This is a genomic window from Alcaligenes faecalis (assembly GCF_041521385.1).
GTDB classification, from domain to species: Bacteria; Pseudomonadota; Gammaproteobacteria; order Burkholderiales; family Burkholderiaceae_B; genus Alcaligenes; species Alcaligenes faecalis_E.
On the sequence record NZ_CP168006.1, the window covers coordinates 3,266,380 to 3,291,422 of the forward strand.

General features: G+C 56.7%; 20 protein-coding genes. 15 read left to right on the forward strand and 5 right to left on the reverse strand.

What is annotated here, in order from left to right; all coding sequences use genetic code 11:
- Positions 1 to 64: 64 nt before the first annotated feature.
- From ACDI13_RS14605 to glpK, 4 genes are all read right to left on the reverse strand, one after another.
- Positions 65 to 1,174 carry a formylglycine-generating enzyme family protein gene (locus ACDI13_RS14605; RefSeq protein ID WP_316989886.1) on the reverse strand — a complete coding sequence of 370 codons (1,110 nt, stop codon included), beginning with the start codon at positions 1,172 to 1,174 and terminating at the stop codon, positions 65 to 67.
- On the reverse strand, positions 1,161 to 2,882 hold the full coding sequence (locus tag ACDI13_RS14610; protein WP_316989887.1) for an arylsulfatase: 1,722 nt from the start codon (positions 2,880 to 2,882) through the stop codon (positions 1,161 to 1,163). Before ACDI13_RS14610 ends, ACDI13_RS14605 begins: the two co-directional genes overlap by 14 nt.
- 630 nt (positions 2,883 to 3,512) lie before the next feature.
- Positions 3,513 to 3,965, reverse strand: a complete 453-nt coding sequence (locus tag ACDI13_RS14615; RefSeq protein WP_108727128.1) for a TM2 domain-containing protein — start codon at positions 3,963 to 3,965, stop codon at positions 3,513 to 3,515.
- Positions 3,966 to 3,993: 28 nt separating this feature from the next.
- A complete protein-coding gene (gene glpK / locus ACDI13_RS14620) occupies positions 3,994 to 5,487 on the reverse strand; it encodes a glycerol kinase GlpK (RefSeq protein WP_316989888.1) in 1,494 nt (497 codons plus the stop codon).
- Positions 5,488 to 5,686: 199 nt separating this feature from the next.
- Here glpK and ACDI13_RS14625 point away from each other — a divergent pair, with 199 nt between their 5' ends.
- Positions 5,687 to 7,285: a glycerol-3-phosphate dehydrogenase/oxidase gene (locus tag ACDI13_RS14625; RefSeq protein ID WP_316989889.1), complete on the forward strand. Its 1,599-nt coding sequence runs from the start codon at positions 5,687 to 5,689 to the stop codon at positions 7,283 to 7,285.
- Between the two features lie 78 nt (positions 7,286 to 7,363).
- On the opposite strand, the gene ACDI13_RS14630 is transcribed toward ACDI13_RS14625, so the two are convergent.
- Positions 7,364 to 7,861, reverse strand: coding sequence for a C40 family peptidase (locus ACDI13_RS14630; RefSeq protein WP_316989890.1), 498 nt, complete (start codon positions 7,859 to 7,861; stop codon positions 7,364 to 7,366).
- A 436-nt stretch (positions 7,862 to 8,297) separates the two neighbouring features.
- On the opposite strand from ACDI13_RS14630, the gene flhD reads away from it, so the two are divergent.
- The 14 genes from flhD to flhF all read left to right on the forward strand — a co-directional run bounded on the left by flhD (position 8,298) and on the right by flhF (position 24,761).
- Entirely contained in the window at positions 8,298 to 8,624 is a 327-nt protein-coding gene (gene flhD / locus ACDI13_RS14635) for a flagellar transcriptional regulator FlhD (RefSeq protein ID WP_316989891.1), read from the forward strand.
- Positions 8,625 to 8,654: 30 nt separating this feature from the next.
- Positions 8,655 to 9,305, forward strand: coding sequence for a flagellar transcriptional regulator FlhC (flhC, locus tag ACDI13_RS14640; protein WP_316989892.1), 651 nt, complete (start codon positions 8,655 to 8,657; stop codon positions 9,303 to 9,305).
- 191 nt (positions 9,306 to 9,496) lie between these two features.
- The gene (gene motA / locus ACDI13_RS14645) at positions 9,497 to 10,372 is read left to right on the forward strand and encodes a flagellar motor stator protein MotA (protein ID WP_316989893.1); all 876 of its coding nucleotides are present in this window, start codon (positions 9,497 to 9,499) and stop codon (positions 10,370 to 10,372) included.
- Between the two features lie 12 nt (positions 10,373 to 10,384).
- The gene (gene motB / locus ACDI13_RS14650) at positions 10,385 to 11,323 is read left to right on the forward strand and encodes a flagellar motor protein MotB (protein ID WP_316989894.1); all 939 of its coding nucleotides are present in this window, start codon (positions 10,385 to 10,387) and stop codon (positions 11,321 to 11,323) included.
- A gap of 85 nt (positions 11,324 to 11,408) precedes the next feature.
- Positions 11,409 to 13,496, forward strand: a complete 2,088-nt coding sequence (gene cheA, locus ACDI13_RS14655; protein WP_316989895.1) for a chemotaxis protein CheA — start codon at positions 11,409 to 11,411, stop codon at positions 13,494 to 13,496.
- Positions 13,497 to 13,512: 16 nt separating this feature from the next.
- Positions 13,513 to 14,013, forward strand: a complete 501-nt coding sequence (locus ACDI13_RS14660) for a chemotaxis protein CheW (RefSeq protein ID WP_316989896.1) — start codon at positions 13,513 to 13,515, stop codon at positions 14,011 to 14,013.
- Between the two features lie 127 nt (positions 14,014 to 14,140).
- Positions 14,141 to 15,877 carry a methyl-accepting chemotaxis protein gene (locus ACDI13_RS14665; RefSeq protein WP_316989897.1) on the forward strand — a complete coding sequence of 579 codons (1,737 nt, stop codon included), beginning with the start codon at positions 14,141 to 14,143 and terminating at the stop codon, positions 15,875 to 15,877.
- Between the two features lie 16 nt (positions 15,878 to 15,893).
- A complete protein-coding gene (locus ACDI13_RS14670) occupies positions 15,894 to 16,724 on the forward strand; it encodes a CheR family methyltransferase (RefSeq protein WP_372373134.1) in 831 nt (276 codons plus the stop codon).
- 63 nt (positions 16,725 to 16,787) lie between these two features.
- Positions 16,788 to 17,846, forward strand: a complete 1,059-nt coding sequence (locus ACDI13_RS14675; RefSeq protein WP_316989899.1) for a chemotaxis response regulator protein-glutamate methylesterase — start codon at positions 16,788 to 16,790, stop codon at positions 17,844 to 17,846.
- Positions 17,847 to 17,890: 44 nt separating this feature from the next.
- Positions 17,891 to 18,280 carry a chemotaxis response regulator CheY gene (gene cheY / locus ACDI13_RS14680; RefSeq protein ID WP_094196098.1) on the forward strand — a complete coding sequence of 130 codons (390 nt, stop codon included), beginning with the start codon at positions 17,891 to 17,893 and terminating at the stop codon, positions 18,278 to 18,280.
- A gap of 13 nt (positions 18,281 to 18,293) precedes the next feature.
- Positions 18,294 to 18,935, forward strand: coding sequence for a protein phosphatase CheZ (gene cheZ / locus ACDI13_RS14685; RefSeq protein ID WP_316989900.1), 642 nt, complete (start codon positions 18,294 to 18,296; stop codon positions 18,933 to 18,935).
- Between the two features lie 215 nt (positions 18,936 to 19,150).
- The gene (flhB, locus tag ACDI13_RS14690; RefSeq protein WP_316989901.1) at positions 19,151 to 20,311 is read left to right on the forward strand and encodes a flagellar biosynthesis protein FlhB; all 1,161 of its coding nucleotides are present in this window, start codon (positions 19,151 to 19,153) and stop codon (positions 20,309 to 20,311) included.
- Positions 20,308 to 22,419, forward strand: a complete 2,112-nt coding sequence (gene flhA, locus ACDI13_RS14695) for a flagellar biosynthesis protein FlhA (protein ID WP_316989902.1) — start codon at positions 20,308 to 20,310, stop codon at positions 22,417 to 22,419. Before flhB ends, flhA begins: the two co-directional genes overlap by 4 nt.
- Positions 22,416 to 24,761, forward strand: coding sequence for a flagellar biosynthesis protein FlhF (flhF, locus tag ACDI13_RS14700; RefSeq protein WP_316989903.1), 2,346 nt, complete (start codon positions 22,416 to 22,418; stop codon positions 24,759 to 24,761). The genes flhA and flhF overlap by 4 nt, the downstream gene beginning before the upstream one ends.
- Positions 24,762 to 25,043 lie beyond the last annotated feature (282 nt).

Below are 25,043 nucleotides of genomic sequence, written 5' to 3' on the forward strand. Positions count from 1 at the left end.
CTTTTCGGAGCCCCATGTGTTGGTCAAGACAACAAAGTCAGGGTGTGGAAAAGGGGTGCCAGTTTTATTTTGCAGGCGTATTCAGCGCAGTACGAAAGCCCACATGCTGGGTAGACAGGGTGGTTTCCTGTGGCTGTCGTGAGGCTGGGCGATAGCGTACGCAGAAGTTGGCTGCGCATAGAAACGAGCCGCCCTTGATGACGCCCGTTGCCGGGTTTCCTTTGGTGTCCGTTATTGCCGTAAGAAGTGGCTTGGGCGTCAGGGGGCGATGCTGGGGCTGCCATGCACTGCGCGTCCATTCCCAGACATTGCCGACCGAATCCCACAGGCCATCGTTATTGGCTGGGAAGCAGCCCACGGGGGCGGTGCCTTCGTAGCCATCACGCAGCAGGTTTTGGGCGGGGAAGTTACCTTGCCAGGTGTTGGCCATCAAGCGGCCACGCACTTCAGGCGTATTGCCCCAAGGGTAGGTGGCGCCTTCCAGCCCGCCGCGCGCTGCAAACTCCCATTGTTCTTCGGTAGGCAGATCGCGCCCTAGCCAGCGGGCGTAGGCCAGTGCATCCTCGTAGGCGATATGGACGACCGGATGATTGTCCCGGCCATTCAGGTTGGTGTCGGGGCCACCGGGATGGCGCCAGTTGGCACCCGGCACCCATACCCACCAGTTGTAATTGCCGGGAGGGGCAGGTTGATCGTGCCCTTCGTGGTGATCGTGATCATGCGTTGCTGCCGGTGGCGTGAAGACGGCGGATCCGGGCTGACGATACTGTTCGGGAACCTGAACATGCGGCGGAAATTCCGGCACCCGTTCAGCCTGGGTGATATAGCCTGTGGCCGCCACAAATTGCGCGAATTGGGCATTGGTGACTTCGTGCTGATCGATCTGAAAGGCCTGGACCTCCACGGGGTGTACCGGCTTTTCTTCTGGATAGCCTTCGTCGGACCCCATCAGAAAGCGCCCGCCAGCAATGGCGACTAAACCGGCCTGATTGGCAACCCCTTGTTTGGCTGGGCCGAAGCCTGCTGGTATGCCGCTATACGCCTGGCAGTCGTGGGCCGGAACCGGAGGAAGGGGGGTATCGGAGCCTTCTGCCGCTGTGGGCAGCGGGGCTGCTGTCAGCAGCCCGCATACCGTCAGCAATGCCTTGGCTCGGGGGAGCTTAAAGGACTTCATCCAGATCCTTGTAGTAGTTCAGGCTGTTGCTGTAGCCAGGGCGCGAAGCCAGACCTTCAAAGTCTTCCACACCGTTGCGCTTGGCATAGTGCTCGTACTCGGCAATCAGCTCTTTCAGCTTCTCAGGATGTTTCTCGGACAGGTCATTGAGCTCGGCGCGGTCTTCGACCACATTGAACAATTCCCAGCGGTCTTTCCCCCACGGTGCATTGGCGTAAACGATTTTCCAGTCACCCACGCGCATGGCGCGGCGGCCATTCAGCTCCCAGCCTTGGCGGAAGGTTTCATGGACCTGATCGCTGCGACCTGTCAGCACATCCACCATGGAGTTACCTTGCATAGGGATGACCTGGCGGCCACGGTACTCGCTCTTGGGTTGTTCGATCTGGGCCAAGGCCAGAATGGTGGGGGCGATGTCAGTGACGTGGGCCGGAGCGCGCACAAATTCGCCCTGACGCTTGCCACCGGGTACGCGCATGATGCTGGGCACCGAGATACCGCCTTCATACATAAAGGCTTTGTACAGATTAAAGGGTGTGGAGCCAACTTGGGCCCAGCCTGGGCCGTATTCCACAAAGGAGCCGGGACGGCCCGTGTTTTCGTAACTGTTATCGCGATGCTTGTGGGCCCAGGCGCGGGTTTCACCTTCATCCAGCACGGTATTGCCGTCGGCACCGTTGTCAGACATGAAGATGACGACGGTGTTGTCGTACTGGCCGCTTTGTTTCAGGTGCTCGATCACGCGGCCGATTTGTGCGTCCATGGATTCCACCATGGCGGCGTAGACAGCCATACGCTTGCTTTCGACACGTTGTTGTTCAGGGCTCAGCTCTTTCCAGCGTGGCCAGGCAGGATTGCCCACATAGCCTTGCATATCCTGGGGCACCAGACCCAGCTTTTTCATGCGTTCCAGACGCTCTTCACGCAGTACGTCATAGCCTGCGTCGTAACGGCCTTCATATTTACGTATGTACTCTTCGGGCGCGTGCAAAGGCCAATGCGGCGCGGTAAAGGCCAGGTAGGCGAAGAAAGGCTGGTCCTTGCGCGTGTCTGCGTCTATGTAGGACATCAGGCGCGAGGCAAAAAACTCGCTGGAGTAGAAGTCCTTGGGCAACTGCACTTCTTTGCCGTTCTCACGGTACAGGGCGACTGGTGCTTTATTGGCATCAAATGTGATGATGCCGCTTTGGTCAAAGTGGCTGGCGCCACCGTGCATCAAGGCGTAGGACTGGTCAAAGCCGCGATTGGGTGGGGAGACCTCTTCTGTCACGCCTAAATGCCATTTGCCTGTCATATAGGTGCGGTAGCCATGGTCTTGCAGGATCAAGGGAAAGGGCAGGGCACGGTCGCTCAGAAAGCCTTCGTAGCCCGGCAGGGCGCGTTGCTGGGGTGTCATCAGTTCAGCCATGCCACCAAAGCCGACCTGGTGGTTGTCCGCGCCGGACATCAGCATGGCGCGGGTCGGGGAGCAGAAGGGGGAGGCGTAAAAGTCGGTCAAGGCTACGCCGTCTTTGACCAGGGCGTCCAGGTTAGGGGTGGCAATCTCTCCGCCAAACGCGCCAATGTCTGAATATCCCAGATCATCGGCCACGATCAGCAAAATATTGGGGCGTTTTGTCTCTGTGGCTGCGTGGCTGCTTAGCGTGCAGGCGGCCAAAGCCAGGCCCAGCAAGTTGCGCAGTAAATAGCTAGTTTTAGTGCGTCGCATTTTCTTGTGTCTCAATCTAGTTATGTTTGTAGTGACCTTCGTCGTCTGCAGGCCTCCGATGCAAGTCGTAGAGGTGTTTCTACATAAAGCCGTGGACGCGAGTGCCATAGGGCGTATTGATGGGTTTTTGTACGTAAAACCATCGGGTAACGGATGTGTAATTGGACACGAAGCCGCTTGGGGATTTCCAAGACTAAAAAGGTTTTCTTGAATACCTAAAAAGTATGGTGGCTAATATAAATGTTGAAAATCAAGGAGCTAGGTTTGGGTGCCGTGCACGCTGTGGTTTTCCCTGATAGAGCCACAAAACCTTCTGAATGGAGTGTGTTCATTTGCCGCTACCAAGTTTGGGGAACGCATCAAGCGGTCAGCCAGAAAAATACCCCCATGCTGGGCCTTCGGCTTGCGTCCTACCTCGCGGCCTGCATGCCGCCCGGATTTGTCTGGCGCACAGCAGTCCGCAATGGATTGCTGTGTGTCCCGGCTCATCCCCAAGGGGGCGTTTCTTGCCGGGGGCGCCAAGTTTTGGGGCGGCCAGGTGGTAAAAAAACACCCCAAAGGTTGGATCTGTCTCCAACTTTTGGGGTGCCGCTACTAACTAAGTAAGGGGGGGCGTGAAAAGGATGAAAATTAACGAACCAGCTTGAACTCGTCGTCACCCATGAAGGCGTAGCGCAAGGCGTCGATCAGGGCCAGGAAGTAAGCCAGCGGGGCCCAGATGGCAAACAGCACCAAAAACAGCAAGCCCATGCCGATCTGGCCCAGGTAAAAGCGGTGTACACCCAGCCAGCCCAGGAAAATCGCCAACACAATCGCAATCTTGCGGTGGCTGTTGGGTTTGGACATTTCATCTTTCTTGTTCTTGGAAATCCAGATGACCAGCGGGATGGTAATGAGCAAGGCAATCAAGGCCTTGCCCCAGTGAACCGTCAGGTAATGCTGGACTTCGCGCATCAAGTGGACGAAGTCATCAAACAGAAACCCCAGGTAGGAGGAGAGGTAGCGGATGATGGCCTCGCCAAAGGTCAGGCCCAACATGACAATCAGGAAGATGGCAATGCCCAGAATGATTTTTTGCAGCATGGTGTTTCCGTCAAAAAAAACAGCAAGTTCAATAAGTGCGTGCCTGACGCACGGCTTGTTCCCAACTGAGCATCAGGTTTTGGGCTTCATCACGTGACATGGCAGGCTCGAAAGTCCGGTCGCATTGCCACAAAGCCGCAATTTCCGGCAAGCCTGAATACAGACCGCTGCCCAGGCCCGCCAGATAGGCGGCGCCCAGGGCGGTCGTCTCAATAGTAACGGGACGCACGACGGGCAGGCCTAATAAGTCTGCCTGAAATTGCATCAGAAGATTATTGGCGCAGGCTCCGCCATCAACCCGTAGCTCGTGCAAGGCCGGGCCGCCATTGGCCTGTACATCCCGATTCATGGCCTGCAGCACGGCGGCGCTTTGGTAGGCGATGCTGTCCAGTGCTGCACGGGCAATGTGGGCCATGGTGGAAGCGCGTGTCAGGCCGGTAATGGTGCCGCGGGCCTGGGCATCCCAATAGGGGGCCCCCAGGCCGGTGAAGGCGGGAACCAGTCGCACGCCTTGTGCATCCGGCACGCTGCGGGCCAGTTCTTCAACTTGGGCGCTGTGTTCCAGAGCGCCCAGCCCGTCGCGTAGCCATTGGACGACTGCGCCGCCAATGAAAACGCTGCCTTCCAGTGCGTAGGCAGGGGTGTCGCCATGATGGGCCGCGCTGGTTGCGATCAGGCCGTTATGAGATTGGGGGACTTGCGAGCCACAGTGCATTAACAGGAAGCAGCCCGTGCCGTACGTATTCTTGGCCATGCCAGGTGTGGTGCAGGCCTGCCCGAACAGGGCGCTTTGTTGGTCTCCCGCCACACCGCAAATAGGAATGGGGCTGCCTAAAACCTCGGGGCTGCAACAGCCAAACTCAGAGGCGGAGCTTTGTACCTGGGGCAGCACGCTGGCCGGGATGTTGAACAGGGCCAACAGTTCCTCGTCCCATTGCTGGCGATGAATGTTGTAGAGCAGGGTGCGCGAGGCATTGCTGACATCCGTGGCATGGACGTTGCCGCCGCTTAAATGCCAGATCAGCCAGCTATCAATCGTGCCGAAAGCCAGTTCACCGCGTTGGGCCCGCTCACGGGCACCGGGGATGGAGTCCAGCAGCCAGCGCAGCTTGGAGGCCGAAAAGTAGGCATCAATAGGCAGGCCGGTTTTGCTGCTAATGGTGGCCTCGTGCCCCTGTTCGCGTAACTGGGCGCAGAAGTCTTCGGCGCGTCTGTCTTGCCAGACGATGGCCTTGTGTAGGGCTTGTCCGCTTTGCCGGTCCCAGAGCACCGTGGTTTCGCGTTGATTGGTAATGCCAATCGCATGAATGTCCTGGGGGCGCAGACCGGCCTGCTCAATCGCCTGTCGGGCTGTGCTGAACTGCGTATCCAGAATGTCCTGGGGGTCGTGTTCCACCCAGTCCGTGCGCGGATAATACTGCTGGGTTTCCTGCTGTGCCTTGGCCAGAATGCGGCCATCTGCCGCCACAACAAGGCTGCGCGAGCTGGAGGTTCCCTGATCAAGAGCAAGTATGAATGTCATGCGAAAGAGGTCGTAAAAGCGGAGCAGACCACAGTGTACCGGCTCCCTGGTACCTGTGTCTGGCAGCAGGTGTCACGTTGATGAGGGGGCAAACAAGTTTCACTGGACGGTAAGAGTTCAGGGGCTAAAATCAGGGTAAATCCCGAGCCAGCCAGCCGTTTTTCGGGTGTCTGCCAATTTCAGGTCCAAAGCTTATCTTATGACTACATTAAGTTCCCCCTTGTTAACCGATAGAACCCAGATGCTGGGCGCCTTGGCGCGTGCCACGCAGGTGGATATGGTCGTGGTGGGGGGAGGGGCAACCGGCTTGGGTGTGGCCCTGGATGCGGCCCTGCGCGGCTTGAGCGTGGTGGTGTTGGAAGCCCAGGATTTTGCCAAGGGAACGTCCTCACGGGCGACCAAGCTGGTACACGGTGGGGTGCGTTATCTGGCCCAGGGAAATGTCAGCCTGGTGCGCGAGGCTTTGCGCGAACGCATGCATTTGCTGAGCAATGCGCCGCATCTGGCGCAGCGCCTGCCTTTTGTCATGCCCAGCTACAAGTGCTGGGAAACCCCGTTCTATGGGGTGGGCCTGATGGCCTATGACGGTTTGGCGGGGCGCGAGGGGCTGGGTCATACCCAATTTTTGAGTGCTTCCAAGATCCGGCAGCTTTTGCCCGGTGCGCGGCAAAGTGGTTTGAAAGGTGGTGTGAAGTATTGGGATGGCCAGTTTGACGATGCTCGTCTGGCCTTGGCGCTGGCCCGTACGGCGGCTTTGAATGGTGCTTTGCTGGTTAATTATTGCCCGGTGGTGGAAGTAGTGCATCACGAAGGCAAGGTGTCCGGGGTGCGTTGCCAGGACGCGGAAAGTGGTCAAACCTATGAGATCCAAAGCAAGTGCGTGGTCAATGCCACAGGGGTGTGGGTCGATCAACTCAGACAACTGGATGCACAGGAAGCTGGACGTGAAGTGCGCCCTCTGGTTTCGCCCAGCCAGGGTGTGCACTTGGTGGTGGATCAGGAGTTCTTGCCGGGTGAACACGCTTTGCTGGTGCCACGTACCAAGGATGGTCGGGTGTTGTTTGCCGTGCCCTGGTTGGGCAAGCTGATTCTGGGAACAACCGACACTCCCCGGGACGATATTCCCTTGGAACCACGTCCCTTGGCTCAGGAGGTGGATTTCATCCTGAAAGAGTCCGCCAACTATCTGCAAAAAGCCCCAAGTGTGCAGGATGTGCGCAGTATTTGGGTAGGTTTGCGACCTTTGGTACGTCCGACTGCCGAGCAGGCTGCGGGGCAGACGCAATCCATTAGCCGGGAGCACAGCATTACGGTGAGCACCAGTGGCTTGCTGACGGTAACCGGAGGCAAGTGGACAACCTATCGAGCCATGGCCGAGGACGTGTTGGAACGTTGCCAGCAGTCCGGTTTGCTGGGGCCTTTGCCTGCTTGCCGGACTCAGGAGCAACGTTTGGTAGGAGCGTCTTATGTAGGCGACCGGCGCTCTTTGGGGCGTACCGCTGGCTTGGATGCCTATGGAAGTGAGGCTGATTGGGTGCAGACCTTACCCGGTGCTGACCAAGAGCTGGCTCCAGGCCTGAGTGTTGCCATGGTGCGTTTTGCCTGTCGCTTTGAATATGCTCGTACGGTGGAAGACATGCTGGCTCGTCGTTCGCGGCTCTTGTTTCTGGATGCGCGCCTGGCACAATCACTGGCCCCGGCGGTGGCGGCGATCATGCAAGAGGAAACGGGGCGTTCGCCCGAGTTGGGGGCGTTTCTGGAGCTGGCTGAGCAATACGCGACCGTGCCTACGTGCTAAACGCATACTTATTGCAGCCGGGCCTTGTGAACGCGCTGGCCCGGTGCGGTTTACTCCCTGTGCGGGCTTGCCGCTGAATCAATCAAAGAATGTGCGAGCCGTTTCAAAGCGTTTGGCGAAATAGGGATTATCCAAAGAGTCAATTCGTACACGTCCACCGCTGGAGGGCGCGTTGATGAACTGTTGCTTACCTATATAGATACCGACATGCGAGTTGGGCGCGCCCAGTGTATTAAAAAACACCAGATCACCTGGGCGTAGTTGTGAGCGGCTGACGCGACGGGCTGCGTTGGCCTGATCGCTGGTACGGCGCGGAACAACTGAGCTGGATTCCTGACTGAACACATAATGCACCAACCCGCTGCAATCAAAGCCGGTGGACGGCTCGCGTCCGCCATAGCGGTACGGCGTATCCAGCAAGCTCAAGGCGGATAGGACTACAGCGGAGCGTCGTTGCTCATCAAGCTCAACGGTATGAGTCGCGGCGGGGCGCGAAGCCGGAGTGTGCGCGCAGGCAGCCAGAAGCAGTGTCAGGCACAGGGCAAGCAGACGTTGCGTAAAAGCAGCAGGAATCATAGGCTGTTACAAAACGGATGTGGGGTTGGGAGCACAAACGCCTAGCAGAAGAATATCCGATATTTCGTCGATTTTCAGGCAGAGCCTGAGCGAGATCGATGAAGTATCAATGAAATAATGATCAATTCATGCAACAAAACATATTTTTGAAACAGGCGTTTTGACTTTTGTCATGTTACATCTAGTTTATATCTACAACATTAAGTGAGCATCTGATAATATTCTGCTGTGTCTTGATACGTTTATTGCATAAATCCGACGTTTTCCATGTTTTTAGAGTATTCATGGACAGTTTGTGTCGGGAGCGTTGATAATGTAAAAATTGTATTCGAGCAATATATTGCAAGGCATGATACATATTTATGTAACTTTACGTGTTTTAAATGTGTTTTGTTACAAAAACTAGCTGATTAACAGTTTTACAAGGATGGCTGACATGCCCGTATCGGAAAATTCGCTGCTGAATGATATTCAGGAAGTCAATTTGTCGTACTTGTTACTTGCGCAACGCTTGCTGCGGGAGAACTTCTCGGCAGGTATGTTCCGTTTGGGCTTTGACTCTGATGTGGCAGAGACCTTGCTGCGTCTGTCGCCTGCTCAATTGGTCAAACTGGCCAGCTCCAGTTCGTTGATTTGCGGTTTCCGTTTCAACGATTACGACCTGCTTTCCACCTTGACGCAGGATGTGCTCGGAGGGGTATTGCAGCAGGCTCACTCCACCATTCTTCTGTCCCAACGCGCGACGGCAGAGCAAGCCGGTTGAACCGGCTGCGAACTTATTAGATCAAGAACTATGGCTATAAAAAGCGTCGCCAAAGAAGCCCAGGAAATTGGGCTGGCTTCCGACATGATTGAACTGGGGGCGCGCTTGCAGGTTCTGCAAGCAGAAACATCACTAAGTTATGACCGACTGGCTCGTTTGTACCGTGAAGTCAAAGGCTGCTCACCGCCTAAAGGCATGCTCCCTTTTTCGGTTGATTGGTTCATGACCTGGCTGCCCAATATTCACTCCAGCCTTTTCTTCAGCATTTACCAGTTCATGACCGTCCATACGCCGTGCGACAAAAGCCGTGCCTTGGTCGAAGCCTATCGCCTGTACCTGGAGCAGGCCTCGGCCGGGCGCTTGGATATGGAGCCAGATGAAGAGCCGGTGTTGAGTTTTACCCGTGCCTGGATGCTGTTGCGCTTTTTTGATAGCGGCTTGTTGCAACTGTCCCAGTGCGAACGCTGCAAAGGGGGGTTTGTGGCCCATGCACATGATCCTGAAGCGGGTTTTATCTGTGCCATTTGCCGTCCCCCTCCACGCGCCGGCAAGACGCGTGCCAGCAAGGCTCGCAGCAGTTCTAAGTCTCCTGCCAGTAAAAGCCGAAAATCAGAGCCTGTCAGGCAGTCGCGATCCAAGGCACCAGGGCACGTCAATGTCCAGGTAGACATGCCCGTTTAGCAAGAGCTTTTGTCGTCAGTATGCAGCAAAGCCGGATAGATGCTGGTTTTTGATGTGGATCTGATAAGAATCTGAACGTGTCAAGGCAACTGGAAGCGTTGATCTAGGCTGGAAAAAGGCCATTAACGCGTCGTTTTAGCCCTGTTGCTTGCCGCCATCATTAGCAGCGTGTATTTGAAGAAGGCGTATCCGTGCTTATCATCCTTGGATATATCATTGTTTTCGTTTCCGTTTTCGGGAGCTTTGTGGGGCTGGGTGGGCATTTGGGTGCGCTTTACCAGCCTTTTGAGTTATTGCTGATCGGTGGCGCGGCCCTTGGGGCCTATTTTGCGTCCAATAGCGGTAAATCCATCAAACTGCTGGCCAGATCCCTGCCGACCGCTTTTCGGAGCAGCCCCTACAACAAGCAGTTGTATATGCAGTTGATGGGCATGTTGTCGGTGCTGCTGAACAAGGCGCGCCGTGATGGCATGATGTCCATTGAGGCCGATATCGAAAACCCTGAGCAAAGTTCTATCTTTGCGGATTATCCCAATGTGGTGAAGGATCCGGTGCTGATGAACTTTGTGTCCGACTACCTGCGTTTGATGATCAGCGGCAATATGAGCTCGTTTGAAATTGAGACGCTGATGGATCAGGACATTGAAACCCACCAGCATGAACTCAATGTGCCTGCACGTGCCTTGCGAGAAGTGGCTGACGCCTTGCCGGCTTTCGGGATTGTTGCAGCGGTGCTGGGGGTGGTCAAAGCCCTGGCCTCGGTGGACCAGCCGCCCGCCGTGTTGGCCGACCTGATTTCCAAGGCCATGGTGGGAACCTTTCTGGGTATTTTGATGGCCTACGGTTTTGTCGCGCCGCTGGCGGCCACGATCGAACGCCGCACTTCGGATTCGGTCAAGGTTCTGGAATGTATCAAGGTGACCTTGCTGGCCAACTTGAACGGTTATCCACCCCAACTGGCCGTGGAGTTTGGCCGTAAAGTGTTGTTCTCTTCCGATCGCCCCTCGTTCCAGGAGCTGGAGGAGCATGTGCGTCAGGCCCGTTCGGGTGCTGGCCGCAAAGCCTAAGCGGATACGTTTATGAGTAATCATACGGATCGCGTGGTTATCCGTCGCAAGAAGATGGCCCATGCCGAGCATCATGGCGGTAGCTGGAAAATTGCGTATGCCGACTTCATGACGGCGATGATGGCTTTTTTTCTGGTGATGTGGATTCTTTCTCTGGTTCCCAAGCAAGACTTGAAGGAAATCGCCGATTACTTTCGCATGCCCTTGATGGATGCGGTCTCGGGGGGCTATCAGGCTGATTACTCGCGCAGTGTCATCCCTGGTGGCCAGCCCAGCCTGGTTCCTAATCCTCATCCCGGTGTCAGCTCCAATCAGGCCGCCGATGATCGTCAGGACGTCGAGCGTCTGGAGGATTTGAAATCGGCACTGGAAGAGCTCATTCGTATTGATCCCGTTCTCAAGGAGTTCCGCCCGCAGTTGCTGCTGGACATGACCCAGGACGGTTTGCGTATTCAGATCATTGATCGTCAAAGCCGTCCCATGTTCTCTACGGGCAGTGCGCAGGTGCAACTTTACATGCGGGCCATTTTGCGTTCGCTCAGTGCTCCCTTGAACGAAATGCCTAACCGTATCCTGATTTCCGGTCACACTGACTCGCTGCAATATGCCAGTGGCGAGCGTTTGTACAGTAACTGGGAGCTGTCTGCCGACCGTGCCAATGCCGCTCGACAGGAACTGGTGGCCGGTGGCCTGGCCGAGGACAAGGTCAAGCAGGTTGTAGGTTTGGCCGATAGTGTAAGTCTGGTTAAAGATAACCCGGCTGCCGCCGTAAATCGACGTATCAGCCTGCTCGTGCTCAATAGCCGAGCGGAACGACGCATGGATGAGCAGGCCGCAAGCGGGTCGCAAGAGTTTGATTTGCGCGAAGCCATGCAGGAGACCGAGGGGCCAATCAGTATTCATATTCCCGGTCTGCCTGAAATGCCTTCTGCCTTGCCAATGGCGCCTTAGGGCCTGCTGGCAGCCCGACGGTCGACGTGATTGGGCTGTGCTTTTTGTTTTGTTGTTCTAAGCCATAACCAGGAAGGAAGTGTTCATGAGCTCCGGCGTAGATCTGAGTCAGTTTTACGAAACCTTTTTCGATGAAGCCGATGAGTTGCTGGCGGACATGGAACGCTTGCTGCTGGAGTTGGATCTGGACGAGCCTGACCGCGATCAGCTCAATGCCATCTTTCGGGCCGCGCACTCGATCAAGGGGGGCGCAGGCACGTTTGGTTGTTTCGGTCAGTTGGCTGAAACCACCCACTTACTCGAAAATCTGCTCGATCTGGTCCGTAATGGCGAGATGCAATTACGCAAGGACATGATTGACCTCTTTCTGGAAACCAAGGACGTGCTAACCGGACAAGTCAATGCCTACCGCGAGGAACAGGAGCCTGACGAGCAAGCCTACACCCGCATCTGTGCGCAACTGAGGCAATTGGCCCTGGAACAAAAGGGCATTCTGGCAACGGACACGAAAGGAACTGAAGCGATTCTGCAAGCCGAAGCAGAACCCGAGCCGGAACCGGTTGCCAATACGGATGGCCTGCCACTGTGGGTGTCGATGGGGCCGGTGTCGGATAAAGATGCCGAGGCGCTGCAACAAGAAATGGAGTTGATGGGCACGATCGTTCATCAAACCCATGAAGGTGATCGCCTGGATATCTGGGTGGAAACCACCGGTTCGGCTGACGATATTCTGGCCGTGTGCTGCTTTATTCTGAACGCTGATCAAGTGTCGGTAAAACCGGCTGCGGCCCCTGGGCAAGCTGCAGCGCCAGCATCTGTCGCCGCTTCTGCTCCTGCCGCCACAGTGGCTGCCGAGCCTGCTGCCCCCGCCGTCGCACCGACCACTCCAGCCCCCGCTCCTGTTGCCGCCGAGTCTGAAAAAACCGAAACGCCTGCTCCTGCTGCTGCCCCTAAAGCGGCAGACAAACCCGCCAAGGCCGCCGCTCCCAAAGAGTCCGGCACCATTCGTGTCGGCGTGGAAAAAGTCGACCAGATCATCAACCTGGTAGGCGAGTTGGTCATTACCCAGGCCATGCTGGTGCAAACGGCCTCAACGCTGGATCCTGTTGTGCATGATCGCTTGCTGAACGGTATCGAGCAACTGGAGCGCAATGCGCGCGACTTGCAAGAGTCCGTGATGTCTATTCGCATGATGCCGATGGACTACGTGTTCAGCCGCTTCCCGCGTGTGGTGCGTGAAAGCGCCGCGCGTATGAACAAGAAAATTCGCCTGGTTACCAAAGGGCAGGCCACCGAGCTGGACAAGAGCCTGATCGAACGCATCATTGATCCGCTCACTCACCTGGTGCGCAACAGTATCGACCACGGCATTGAAATGCCCGAGGATCGTCTGGCTGCGGGCAAGGAAGAAGAGGGCGTGCTGACCTTGTCGGCCCAGCATCAGGGTGGTCACATCATTATTGAAGTGGTGGATGATGGTGCTGGTCTGAACCGCGAACGTATTTTGAAAAAAGCCATGTCCTCGGGTTTGCCGGTGACCGAGACCATGCCGGACGATGAGGTCTGGCAACTGATCTTTGCACCGGGCTTTTCGACGGCCGAGAAGGTTACGGAAATTTCCGGGCGTGGTGTGGGTATGGACGTGGTGCGACGCAATATTCAAAGCATGGGTGGTCACGTGCAACTGTACTCGCGAGCGGGTATGGGCACCACCACCCGCATTGTCCTGCCTCTGACTCTGGCGATTCTGGATGGTATGTCGGTGCAGGTAGGCAATGAGGTCTTTATCTTGCCGTTGGCGCACGTGACCGAATCCATGCAGCCCACCGAAGAGCAGTTGCGCCGTGTGTCCGATACCGATCACGTGATGTTTGTCCGTGGCGAGTATCTGCCCCTGATTTCCCTGCGGGACATTTTCTCGGTTGAAGAGGCCGAGAAGGATGTGACCCGTGCGATTGCCGTTATCTTGCAGGCTGAAGACATGCGCTTTGCCTTGCTGGTCGATCACCTGATTGGCCAGCATCAAGTCGTGGTCAAGAACCTGGAAGCCAACTACCGAAAAATACCGGGTATTTCCGCTGCCACCATATTGGGCGATGGCAGCGTAGCCCTGATTGTTGATGTTTTTGCCTTGCAACGTCTGGCGCGTGACCCCGCCTCGACGTGGGCCTGATTATTCGGAGATCTTTATGTCCAACGACTTTACTTCCCACTCCGAAGCTGCTGAGGTTGGCGGCAAGGAGTATCTGGTATTTACTCTGGGCGACCAGGAATACGGTATCGATATTCTGAAGGTTCAGGAAATACGCGGCTACGACTCCCAGACCGTCACCCGCATTGCCAATGTGCCCCATTTCATCAAGGGCGTAACCAATCTGCGTGGCGTGATTGTGCCTATCGTGGACCTGCGCGTGCGCTTTAACATGGAACGCGTGGAGTACGACCACCAGACGGTGGTGGTGATTCTGAATCTGCGCGATCGCGTGGTCGGTGTGGTGGTGGATGGCGTGTCGGACGTGCTGGTTTTGCAGTCGTCCCAGATCAGCGCCGCTCCCAGCTTCGGCACGGCTTTCTCGACTGAATACCTGACCGGAATCGGTACGCTGGGTGAACGCATGCTGATTTTGGTGGATATTGAAAAATTGATGACCAGTGAAGAAATGGCACTGGTCGATAGCGCAGTGGCCTGATCGCCCGAGTCTGCAAAGACTTGCAAAGCGGGGACCTGTTTGAGCGGTCCTTCAAGGAATGTTCGGGTCGGGGGAGGCGTCACAAGCGCCTCTGATGTTCGGATCTACTCTAGACAAGGTGCTTGCAATGCTGGATGGATTACGTTTGGCCAATCTGAAGGTGCGGACCAGTCTGATTCTGGTACTGGTGTTTTTTTTAGTGATGCTGGTGGCCGGTGCTGCGTTGGGGATTTTGTCCCTGCGTGCCAATAATGGTGCGCTGCAAAGCATTGTGGTCAATCAGCGTGTCGGCTCGGCCATGTATCAGGCCATCGAGAGCTACAAAGAGACCCAAACCCTGATTGGACGAGCGGCTATCAGCTACGTGGTCAGCAACGATCTGCAAAATCAGGACTTGATGGCCGAATGGAGCGACGTTGCTCCCGAGACGTCGGCAATCAGCTCCGCGACCCAGGATGCCCTGGAGGCGACGCGCAAGCAGTTCGAGTTGGCACAGGAAGCATTTTTTGAATATCAAGGCATTGCCACGCAATTGGAAGGCACTAACGACTATTACCAGCGTGTGGATGCCGCTTTCATGTCCTTGATGCAAGGTGGTGTGCTGCCCTTGATTGCCTATCTGGAACAGGGCGATATTGCTGGCTTTCGTAGCTATGTGGCCACCACAACCAAGTTTTTGGAAGAAGATCTCTACAGCGCCTTGAGTACCTTGCAGCAAGCTCAGCAGCGTTCCATCGATGCGCAGTACCAGAAGGAAAATGAGCAGTACAACATGGTGGTCCGTCTGGTGGGGCTGGCCATGGTGTTCTGTCTGTTTATTTCGCTGGCCGTCTATGTGTTCCTGAATCGCATGGTGCTGCGTCCCCTGCGTCAGGCCGGTGCGCATTTCGATCGTATTGCCAGCGGGGACTTGACCCAGCGTGTGGAAGTGAAATCCACCAATGAAATCGGTGTGCTGTATGACGCCGTGCGACGCATGCAAAACAGCTTGCAGTCCATGGTGCACACTGTGCGTCAGGGGGTGGAAGAAATTACCTTTGGCTCGCGTGAAATCTATGTGGGCAATACGGATTTAAGCAGCCGTACGGAAGAGCAGGCGGCCTCCTTGCAGCAAACAGCGGCCAGCATGGAGCAGTTGGCCAGCACGGTTCGTCAGAACTCGGATAATGCCCAGCAAGCGGATCAGGTGGCCAAGAGTGCTTCGGAAGTGGCGCTGCGGGGCGGACAGGCGGTCTCCACGGTGGTGCAGACCATGGAGGACTTGTCGGCCAGTTCAGGTCAGATTGCCCAGATTGTGAATGTGATTGACGGTATTGCCTTCCAAACTAATATCCTGGCTTTGAATGCGGCGGTGGAAGCGGCCCGGGCAGGAGAGCAGGGCAAGGGTTTTGCGGTGGTGGCCGGCGAAGTGCGCAGTCTGGCTCAGCGCAGCGCGCAGGCGGCCAAGGAGATCAAGGGCTTGATCGAGCAGTCCTTGGCCAAAGTCAAAGAAGGAACCCGTCAGGTTGATGAGGCGGGCAAAGTGGTGATGGAGGTGGTCAGTTCGGTGCAGAGTGTGACCACTATCATGGCGGAGATTTCGTCGGCCTCGAACGAGCAGTCGGAAGGAATTGAGCAGGTTAACCGGGCAGTTGCACAAATGGATGTGGTTGTGCAGCAAAACGCGGCCCTGGTCGAGCAGGCAACCGCGGCAGCGGGCTCCTTGCAGGATCAGGCAACCCGTTTGTCCGATGCGGTGTCGGCGTTCAAAGTGAGCGCACACGACATTATTGATGATCCGTATGAGACGCCCGAGCCGGAGCGACTGCGTTCCGGCGAGCGTCTGTCGACGGGGCCTTTTAGCGGGACTTTGGCCAGCCTGTAGTTATATGAGCACATCTGTGGAACCTTTTGTTTATACATTGCCCTCGATCCCGCAGGCGTCCAGGGCCGATTGTGAGCGAGCCGCGCGCTTGCTCAAATCGTATGCGGGCATCATTTTAGGTACCCACAAAGAAGATATGGTGTCCCGTACATTGGGTATGCGCAGTCAGAACGCGGGCATGCGCGAGGTACGCCAGTACCTGGATATTCTGGAGCAGGATACCCATAGCCAGGAGTGGCAGGATTTCGTCAACGCCTTCACCATCAATCACACGGCGTTTTTTCGTGAACAGCACCACTTCGACATTTTGGGCAAGTTTGTCAGTACACGTGGCAAACCTCTGGATATCTGGTGTAGCGCAGCGTCCACCGGCGAGGAAGCCTATTCCATTGCCATGACGGTGCGCGAACATTGCCCGTCGCCGGATGTGAATGTGTCTATCCTGGCCAGCGACATTGATTCGGCTGCCTTGGACAAGGCCCGTCAGGGTGTGTACACCTTGGAGCGTATCCAGCCCGTACCCGATTTGTGGCTGCCGCGCTATTTTCAGCGCGGTGTGGGGATTCGCAAAGGCTTGGCGCGTGTCAAGCCGGTGCTGCGCAATATGGTGGAGTTCGAGGAGTTCAATCTGGTGGGTTCGACCTGGCCCTCGTCCAGTCGTTTTGATGTGATTTTCTGTCGAAACACCATGATTTATTTTGACCGGGACGATCAGACGCGCATTCTGGAGCGATTCGCCGCGGTGACCAAACCGGGTGGCCTGTTGTTTGTGGGACATTCCGAGAACTTCTCCTACTTGACCAAAGCCTTTCGCTTGCTCGGTCAGACGGTGTATGTCCGGAACTAGGGTTCAAGGGGGGCTTGCAAGCCCTCAGCTCTGTTGGCGCTTGAAATCGGGATGATGAGTAGCATGAAGAAAATTCGAGTTTTGTGTGTGGATGACTCCGCTCTGGTGCGCAGCCTGATGGTGGAAATTATCAACAGCCATGAGGATATGGAAGTGGTGGCCGTGGCCCCTGATCCGCTGGTGGCGCGCGAGCTGATCAAAGAGCACAATCCGGATGTCCTGACACTGGATGTCGAGATGCCGCGCATGGACGGGCTGGACTTTCTGGAGCGCCTGATGCGCTTGCGTCCCATGCCCGTGGTGATGGTGTCCTCGCTGACCGAGCGCAATTCGGACGTGACCTTGCGCGCTTTGGAATTAGGCGCGGTGGATTTTGTAACCAAGCCCAAGCTGGGCCTGCGCGATGGTCTGCTGGATTATTCAGACCTGATTGCCGACAAGATTCGTGCCGCCTCTATTGCCCGTCCACGTCGTGCTGCTCCGGCTGCGCCGGGCTCGGCTCCGGTGCGTCGCTTGACGCATAATTTTTCTACGACAGAAAAACTGATCATGATCGGCGCGTCCACGGGCGGCACCGAGGCCATTCGCCAGGTGTTGGAGCCCTTGCCCGCCAATTGCCCGGCCATCATGATTACCCAACATATGCCAGCCGGGTTCACGCGCTCGTTCGTGAATCGTCTGGATGGTTTGTGCTCCATGCAGGTACACGAGGCCGAAGATGGTCAGCGTGTGTTGCCCGGTCACGTGTATTTGGCTCCTGGCGGCGTGGCGCACATGAAGTTGGCCCGCTCGGGCGCCAATTATGTGGTCAAGCTGGTGGACAGTGAACCTGTCAACCGCCATCGGCCCTCGGTTGATGTGCTGTTTCATTCCGCCGCCGAATTGGCTGGGCGCAATGCCGTGGGCGTCATCCTGACGGGTATGGGCAAGGATGGCGCGCAAGGTTTGCTGGCCATGAAACAGGCCGGTGCCATGACCTTTGCCCAGGACGAGGCCACCAGCGTGGTCTTTGGCATGCCGCGTGAAGCCTTGCAAATTGGTGCAACCGACATTGCTTTGCCCTTGGGGCAAATCAGCGAACGAATTCTGGCCAGTGTGGGGGCTTTCGGGCACCGTGTATGAACGGTCCTGAACGCACTGGCATGCTACTCATTTGGAGAATGTAAATGGTACAAAAAAATATAAAAATTCTCGTCGTCGATGACTTTCCCACCATGCGCCGGATTATCAAGAACCTGCTCAAGGATCTGGGATATGAAAACGTAGACGAAGCAGAAGATGGTCAGATGGGCTTGGAAAAATTGCGCAATGGCAATTTCGAGTTCGTGGTCTCTGACTGGAACATGCCGAATCTGGACGGGCTGGAAATGCTCAAGCAGATTCGTGCCGATGCCAGCCTGTCCTCTTTGCCGGTGCTGATGGTAACAGCCGAAGCCAAGAAAGAGAACATTATTGCCGCCGCTCAGGCGGGCGCCAATGGCTACGTCGTCAAGCCCTTTACCGCCGCAACGCTGGAAGAGAAGCTGAACAAGATCTTCGAGAAAATGGCCGGTTGATACGGAGTACGTCATGGATCCACAGCAAACATCGAATCATCCCGACCCCCAGAGCGTACCGGTCGATCTGGTCTACCGCATTGCCAACCTGACCCGCTTGTTGAGGGAAAGCATGCGCGAACTGGGTCTGGATCAGGCCATTAAAGATGCTGCGCACGCGATTCCGGATGCCCGAGATCGTCTGCATTACGTGGCTCGCATGACTGAGCAGGCCGCCAACCGGGTACTCAATGCCGCCGAGCAGGTGCGTCCTTTGCAAGAGTCCCTGCAAGCGGACGCTCAGGCGCTGGATGCTGAATGGGACCAATGGTTTGAGCAACCCCTGGATCAGGATCAGGCTCGTGAGTTGGTCAAGCGTACCCGTGGCTTTTTGCGTGATGTGCCTGTCAAGGCCCAGCAGACGCAGGATAATCTGCTGGAGATCATCATGGCTCAGGACTTTCAGGATCTGACCGGTCAGGTGATCACGCGCATGCTGGGTGTGGTCGGCACGATTGAAACCGAGCTGGTTCAGGTTCTGGTTGATAACGTTCCCACAGAAAAACGTGAGGAAACTCAAAGCCTTATCAATGGCCCGGTTGTTTCTCCCGTTGCTTCGGAGGTGGTCACCAGCCAGGATCAGGTGGACGATTTGCTGGCGAATCTGGGCTTTTAATCGTCGCACTGATCCGATTGTCAGGTTCGCTTGCGAAAGGCGCTGCACATTGCAGCGCCTTTTTGCTTGTGGGGAACAGCCTGCTTTTATCGGGCTTTCTCCATGCTATCAGAGCCGCTGCGCTCTTTTAGAATGACCCCGCGGCATGCAGTGCGAGCGCAACATTGGTGCTGCGCGCATGATTCATTCTTTCAACTCCTGCGTCTCGGCAGTCCATGGCAGAAGACAGCGATCTCGAAAAAACAGAACCGGCCTCACCCCGGCGCCTTGAAAAGGCGCGGGAGGAAGGGCAGGTAGCGCGTTCCAGAGAGCTGACAACGTTCCTGATGTTGCTGGCCGGGATAGGCGGAATCTGGATTGGGGCCGGCTATCTGTACGAGACCTTTGGCGGCATTGTGCGTCGCAGCGTCTGGTTTGACCCGCGTGTGGCGCATGATCCCAGCGCCATGGTAGTACAGGCGGCCGGTCTGGCGGGCGAGGCGCTAAAGGGGCTGGCACCCTTGTTCTTGCTGTTGGTGGTGGTCGCAATCCTTGCATCGATTGCGCTGGGTGGTATGAGTTTTAGCGGCAAGGCTTTGCAGCCCAAGTTCGAGCGCATGAATCCGGCCAAGGGTGTCCAGCGCATGTTTTCCATGCAGACCGTCATCGAGCTGATCAAGACCCTGGCTAAAGCCGGTCTGGTGGGCTCGGTTGCCATGTATGTGATCTGGACCGAGCGCGAACAGATGACGGCCTTGATGTATGTGCATCCCACGGCGGCGATTGCCACAGGGATGGAGCTGATCATCAAGTGTTGTGCCCTGATCGCCGCCAGCTTGCTGGTGATTGTGTTGATTGATGCGCCCTGGCAGTTGTGGAGTTTCTATAAAAAGCTGCGTATGTCGCATCAGGATGTGAAAGAAGAGCATAAGGAAAGCGAAGGTGATCCGCACGTCAAAGGCCGCATTCGGCAGCAGCAGCGGTCCATGGCCCGTTCGCGCATGATGTCCCAGGTGCCGGGCGCGGATGTAGTGGTGACTAACCCTACGCATTATGCGGTGGCCTTGAAGTATCAGGACGGCAAGGGCGGGGCTCCCCGTGTGGTTGCCAAAGGCACGGGCTTGATTGCCGCCAAGATTCGCGAACTGGCGGCGGAACATAAGGTAGCCACCTTGCAGGCGCCTGCGCTGGCGCGGGCCCTGTACTTTAATGTCGAACTGGAGCGTGAGATTCCCGTGGATTTGTACTCGGCCGTGGCCGAAGTGCTGGCCTGGGTTTATCAGCTTCGTAACTGGAACAAGGGGCAGGGCGAGCGCCCTGTCATGCCCACCCGATTGAACGTGCCCACTGGCATGGATGAAGGTCCACTGCGTTCGCGCAAACACGAAAAGCAATGAACAATTTTTTTGCCTTACTGAAACAAAACGGTGGTCAACACGCCCGGCTTTTAGCGGGTCCAGTGCTGATCCTCATGGTGATGGCCATGATGATTTTGCCCTTGCCACCGTTTTTGCTGGACCTGTTGTTTACCTTTAACATCGCTCTGGCCGTCATGATCTTGCTGGTGGCCATGTTCACCAAAAAGCCATTGGACTTTGCGGCTTTCCCGGCTGTGCTGTTATTTGCCACCTTGCTGCGTTTGGCCTTGAATGTGGCCTCTACGCGTGTGGTGCTGATGAACGGTCATAAAGGCCCCGATGCCGCTGGCCAGGTCATTGAGGCCTTTGGTCACTTTCTGGTGGGTGGCAGTTTTGCCGTTGGCCTGATCGTGTTCGTGATTTTGGTCATCATCAACTTTGTGGTGATTACCAAGGGCGCCGGGCGTATCGCAGAGGTGGGTGCACGCTTTACTCTGGATGCCTTGCCGGGCAAACAGATGGCCATTGATGCGGACTTGAATGCCGGTTTGATCGGTGAGGACGATGCACGGCGTCGCCGGGCCGAGGTGTCGCAAGAGGCCGAGTTCTACGGCTCCATGGATGGGGCCAGTAAATTCGTGCGCGGCGATGCGGTAGCGGGCCTGCTGATCATGGTCATCAACGTGATTGGTGGTCTGGTCATTGGTGTGGTGCAGCACGATTTGTCGTTTTCGGAAGCCGGTCGTGTCTATACCTTGCTGACCATTGGTGATGGTCTGGTTGCCCAGATTCCTGCTCTGATCATCTCGACGGCCGCCGGTGTAGTGGTTTCACGCGTGGCAACGGACGAAGACGTGGGCCAGCAAATGGTCAGCCAGCTTTTCCGTAACCCTGTGGTGCTGTATATCACCGCCGGGATTTTGGGCTTGATGGGACTGATTCCAGGCATGCCCAATCTGGTGTTCTTGCTGCTGGCCGCGATTTTGGCAGCGGGTGCGTGGCTGATGCAAAAGCATCAGAACGAACAGGTGCAGCAAGCCACTGAACCCGATGACGACGTCTTGGCGGCGGCTGATTCTGCTGCCAGCGAAGCGAGCTGGAATGATGTGTCCATGGTGGACCCTTTGGGTCTGGAAGTGGGCTATCGCTTGATCTCTTTGGTAGATCATGCCCAAAACGGCGAGCTGCTGCATCGTATCCGCAGCTTGCGTAAAAAGTTTGCGCAGGAGGTGGGTTTTTTGCCGCCTGTGGTTCACATTCGGGACAATCTGGAGCTCAAGCCCAACGACTATCGCATTTTGCTGGCTGGTGTGGAGATTGGCCGTGGTACCGCAACGCCAGGCCAGTGGCTGGCCATTGATCCCGGTGGCGTCACCATGAAGCTGCCTGGCACACCGACAACAGATCCGGCCTTTGGTCTGCCGGCGGTATGGGTGGATGTCAGTATGCGTGAGCAGGCACAGATTGCGGGCTATACCGTAGTCGATGCCAGCACGGTCATTGCGACACACATCAACCACTTGCTGCATCGTCACGGGGCCGATTTGCTGGGTCGTCAGGAAGTGCAGCAATTGCTCGATCACGTGGGTCGCGAAGCGCCCAAGCTGGTCGAGGATTTTGTACCGCAAACCCTGTCTCTTAGCCTGTTGCTCAAGGTCTTGCGCGGTCTGCTGGCCGAGGATGTCCCCATTCGCGATATGCGCAGCATTGTGGAAACGCTGGCTGAGCATGCGCCGCGCATTCTGGCTCCCGGTGCGGTTCAGCCCGGTCAGGAGGCAGGTGAATTGCTCGCGGTTCTGCGCGTGGCATTGGGTCGGGCCATTGTGCAGCAATGGTTCCCCGGCGAGGGCGAGCTGCGTGTGATCGGTCTGGATGCTCGTCTGGAGCGGGTCATGACGCAGGCCTTGACCAGCAGCGGTGCGCTCGAGCCCGGACTGGCCGAGTCGGTATTGACCGATGCCATGCGGGCGGCGCAGTTCCAGGAAGAACATGGCGACCCGCCTGTACTGGTCGTGCCTCCCATTTTACGGCCTACCTTGTCCCGTTTCCTGCGACACCACATTCCCCAACTGGGTGTCTTGTCCAACGCTGAAATTCCTGAAGAGCGCATCCTTCGGGTCACCACCATTATTGGTCAGTCTGAATGAATATAAGTCGCTTTTTTGGTAGTACCAGCCGTGAAGCCATGCGCCAGGTGCGTATCGCTTTGGGCCCCGATGCCTTGATTGTGTCCAATCGTCGTGTCAATGGCGGGGTGGAAATTCTCGCTACCGATTCCAGCTCGGTTCCCGGTGGTGCCACTGAACGTACACCCATGCCCAGCAGCACACCGCATCAGGCCGCCGGTATACGCCAGCAGGAAATGGCCCCACCACCTGCCGATAATGTCATGGGTGCGATTGGGGCATTGCGTGGCGCTCTGGAAGGCCGCATGGACGATTTGGTCTGGAGCCACCAGATGCGTCGCACGCCTGTGGCGGTGAATCTGTTTCAGAGCCTGTTGTCGCAAGGCTTCAGCACGGCCTTGTTGCGTGCCATGCTCAAGCGTTTGCCGGAGGAACTGGGCGCGCGTGCTGCCCTGCAATGGGTGCGCACAGAGCTGGAAACCCATTTGCCGGTGCTGCGTTCCGAGGACGCCTTGTGGCAACCAGGTTTGGCCCTGGCCTTGGTGGGCCCCACGGGAGTGGGCAAGACGACCACGTTGGCCAAACTGGCGGCTCGTGCCGTGCGTCGCTTTGGGCCCGATAAAGTGGTGTTGCTGACCACGGATACCTATCGAATCGGTGCGCACGAGCAATTGAAGATTTATGGTGACCTGATGCGGGTCGCCGTGCATATCGTTCAGGACGTGGCGCAGCTACGTAGTGTGATGTTGGGTGTGCGGCCCGATCAGGTGATCCTGATCGACAATATGGGCATCAGCCAGCGTGACCGCTATGTGCGCGAGCAAGCCGCTTTGCTGGCCGGTGCCGGACGCCGAGTGCAGCGTCTGCTGGTGCTCAATGCGGCCAGTCAAGGCGATACCCTGGATGAAGTGGCACGCAGCTATACACATGATGGTGGTACTGCGCTCAGTGGCTGCATCATCTCCAAAGTGGACGAGGCCATCAAGCTGGGCGGACCTTTGGATACGGCCATCCGGTTCAAGTTGCCGATTCATTACGTCTCCAATGGTCAGAAAGTGCCCGAGGATTTGCGTTTCATGAGTGCTGCTGAACTGGTCGATTCTGCCTTGCAAGTACGCGAGGGTCAGCGCCCCTTGTACGCGCCCAGCTCAGGTGATCTGGCGGCTTTGCTGGAAAGTGGTGGGCAGTCCGCACAGGAGCAGCAAGCCGAGGAAGAGCGCCGTGCGCGCGTCTTGCCGCGCCTGTTGTCGGCGGCCTCTGCCGGTGGTCCTATTTCCCTTGAGCAGGCCCGTCGCGCTGCGGCGGATCTGGACGAACGTTTGGCCTGTGCCGAAGCCTACGATTTTTGGCGTGATCTGCATGCGCCCAATGCATCCGTTCAGGATGGGGCGGCGGCACAACGAGCTGAGGGCTTGATGCGTGCCGCGTGTCAGGAAGTGGGCGAAGGCAATATGTCCCGTCTGCTCGTGATCCACGCTGATCATCAAGCAGCAGGCGGCCAGGAGCAGTGCTCGTTCAGCTTCTTGTTCAGCCCCAAAGGGCAGGCCCTCAGTATTCCGTACTATCAGCGACAAACCCCGTCGCAGTGGTCGGATGTGCGTGGTGTACGCAGTATGGAACGGCCCAGCCCCACCCAGGCGCTGAATCAGGCCATGCAGGTTCTGAATGCTCAGGCCCAGCCTGTCAATTTGCTGCATATTTTCGAGGGTGGCTCGCCCACCATGTGGCGTCAATGGGCCGATAGGCAAGCCGATTGGCTGGCTTTGATTCCAGGCGCCACTTCCTTGTGGCACAAAGACGGCAAAACGACACCCAATGCCTTGAGCAAGCAGTTGGCTTTTCACGCTATCCCTGATCTGGCCGCCCGCCTGCACCTGGAAACGCTGGGCCGTGCCGGGCTGGGTGAAATCGCTTTGTGGTACGCCGTGGAGCCGGTGCAATTGCGGCACCGCAATGCCGAGCCTGTGCATCTGGATTTGATTGTCCTGCGTACTGTGGCTCGTCACGATGGCAAGGTGTTGAAAACCCGCTTTGCCCTGATGCATCAACGCAATGGCTCCGAGGCCATCGCCCCGGCCAGCCTGGCCTGCTACATGATGCTGCGTAGCGAGGTGCAGGAAATGGCACGCTTGTTTAATGCCGTGCGTGGCCTGTTGCCGGCCAGCCATTCCGAGTTTGAGGAAGAGCTTCATTTGCTGGCGGCTGCTCAATTAACGCTGGCTTCATGGGACTTGTTGCAGGCGCCGGATAATCGGGGCGTGCGCCAACTCAGTGCGCGTTTGTTGGGCAAGCCGAACCTGAAGTCCGGGCAGTCAGTCGATGCATTGATAAAGATGCTGGTGCTGAAAGAGGCGATGAGCTAAGTTCAGTGCCATTGAAAAGGCCTGTCACACGGCAGGTTTTTTTATATCTGTCAGAGCGGGGTTTGGGCTTGCTCGGTTTCTCAAAGGCAGGGCTTTCTAGGTCGGGAATTACATCAAATATCGTGTATGGGCCAAATACACCTTATTTGTTGTAAGTGTTTGGCTCTGAGCAGTCCAGGTTTGTCTTTGGGTTCCGCAGATTCAGCGCCAATCGCCTTGTTGATCGGGCAAGCACCAACTACGTAGTTGGTGCTTTCGGTCTCCGGCATGACGCTGCTTGAG

Excerpts from the sequence above, each read along its gene's own strand:
- cheZ (WP_316989900.1), top strand. The coding sequence starts at position 18,294 with ATGGATCCACAGCAAACATCGAATCATCCCGACCCCCAGAGCGTACCG.
- ACDI13_RS14605 (WP_316989886.1), bottom strand. The coding sequence starts at position 1,174 with ATGAAGTCCTTTAAGCTCCCCCGAGCCAAGGCATTGCTGACGGTATGC.
- ACDI13_RS14665 (WP_316989897.1), top strand. The coding sequence starts at position 14,141 with ATGCTGGATGGATTACGTTTGGCCAATCTGAAGGTGCGGACCAGTCTG.
- cheA (WP_316989895.1), top strand. The coding sequence starts at position 11,409 with ATGAGCTCCGGCGTAGATCTGAGTCAGTTTTACGAAACCTTTTTCGAT.
- ACDI13_RS14630 (WP_316989890.1), bottom strand. The coding sequence starts at position 7,861 with ATGATTCCTGCTGCTTTTACGCAACGTCTGCTTGCCCTGTGCCTGACA.
- ACDI13_RS14615 (WP_108727128.1), bottom strand. The coding sequence starts at position 3,965 with ATGCTGCAAAAAATCATTCTGGGCATTGCCATCTTCCTGATTGTCATG.
- flhC (WP_316989892.1), top strand. The coding sequence starts at position 8,655 with ATGGCTATAAAAAGCGTCGCCAAAGAAGCCCAGGAAATTGGGCTGGCT.
- cheY (WP_094196098.1), top strand. The coding sequence starts at position 17,891 with ATGGTACAAAAAAATATAAAAATTCTCGTCGTCGATGACTTTCCCACC.
- flhB (WP_316989901.1), top strand. The coding sequence starts at position 19,151 with ATGGCAGAAGACAGCGATCTCGAAAAAACAGAACCGGCCTCACCCCGG.
- flhA (WP_316989902.1), top strand. The coding sequence starts at position 20,308 with ATGAACAATTTTTTTGCCTTACTGAAACAAAACGGTGGTCAACACGCC.
- ACDI13_RS14675 (WP_316989899.1), top strand. The coding sequence starts at position 16,788 with ATGAAGAAAATTCGAGTTTTGTGTGTGGATGACTCCGCTCTGGTGCGC.
- ACDI13_RS14610 (WP_316989887.1), bottom strand. The coding sequence starts at position 2,882 with ATGCGACGCACTAAAACTAGCTATTTACTGCGCAACTTGCTGGGCCTG.
- motB (WP_316989894.1), top strand. The coding sequence starts at position 10,385 with ATGAGTAATCATACGGATCGCGTGGTTATCCGTCGCAAGAAGATGGCC.
- glpK (WP_316989888.1), bottom strand. The coding sequence starts at position 5,487 with ATGACATTCATACTTGCTCTTGATCAGGGAACCTCCAGCTCGCGCAGC.
- ACDI13_RS14660 (WP_316989896.1), top strand. The coding sequence starts at position 13,513 with ATGTCCAACGACTTTACTTCCCACTCCGAAGCTGCTGAGGTTGGCGGC.
- flhF (WP_316989903.1), top strand. The coding sequence starts at position 22,416 with ATGAATATAAGTCGCTTTTTTGGTAGTACCAGCCGTGAAGCCATGCGC.
- ACDI13_RS14625 (WP_316989889.1), top strand. The coding sequence starts at position 5,687 with ATGACTACATTAAGTTCCCCCTTGTTAACCGATAGAACCCAGATGCTG.
- flhD (WP_316989891.1), top strand. The coding sequence starts at position 8,298 with ATGCCCGTATCGGAAAATTCGCTGCTGAATGATATTCAGGAAGTCAAT.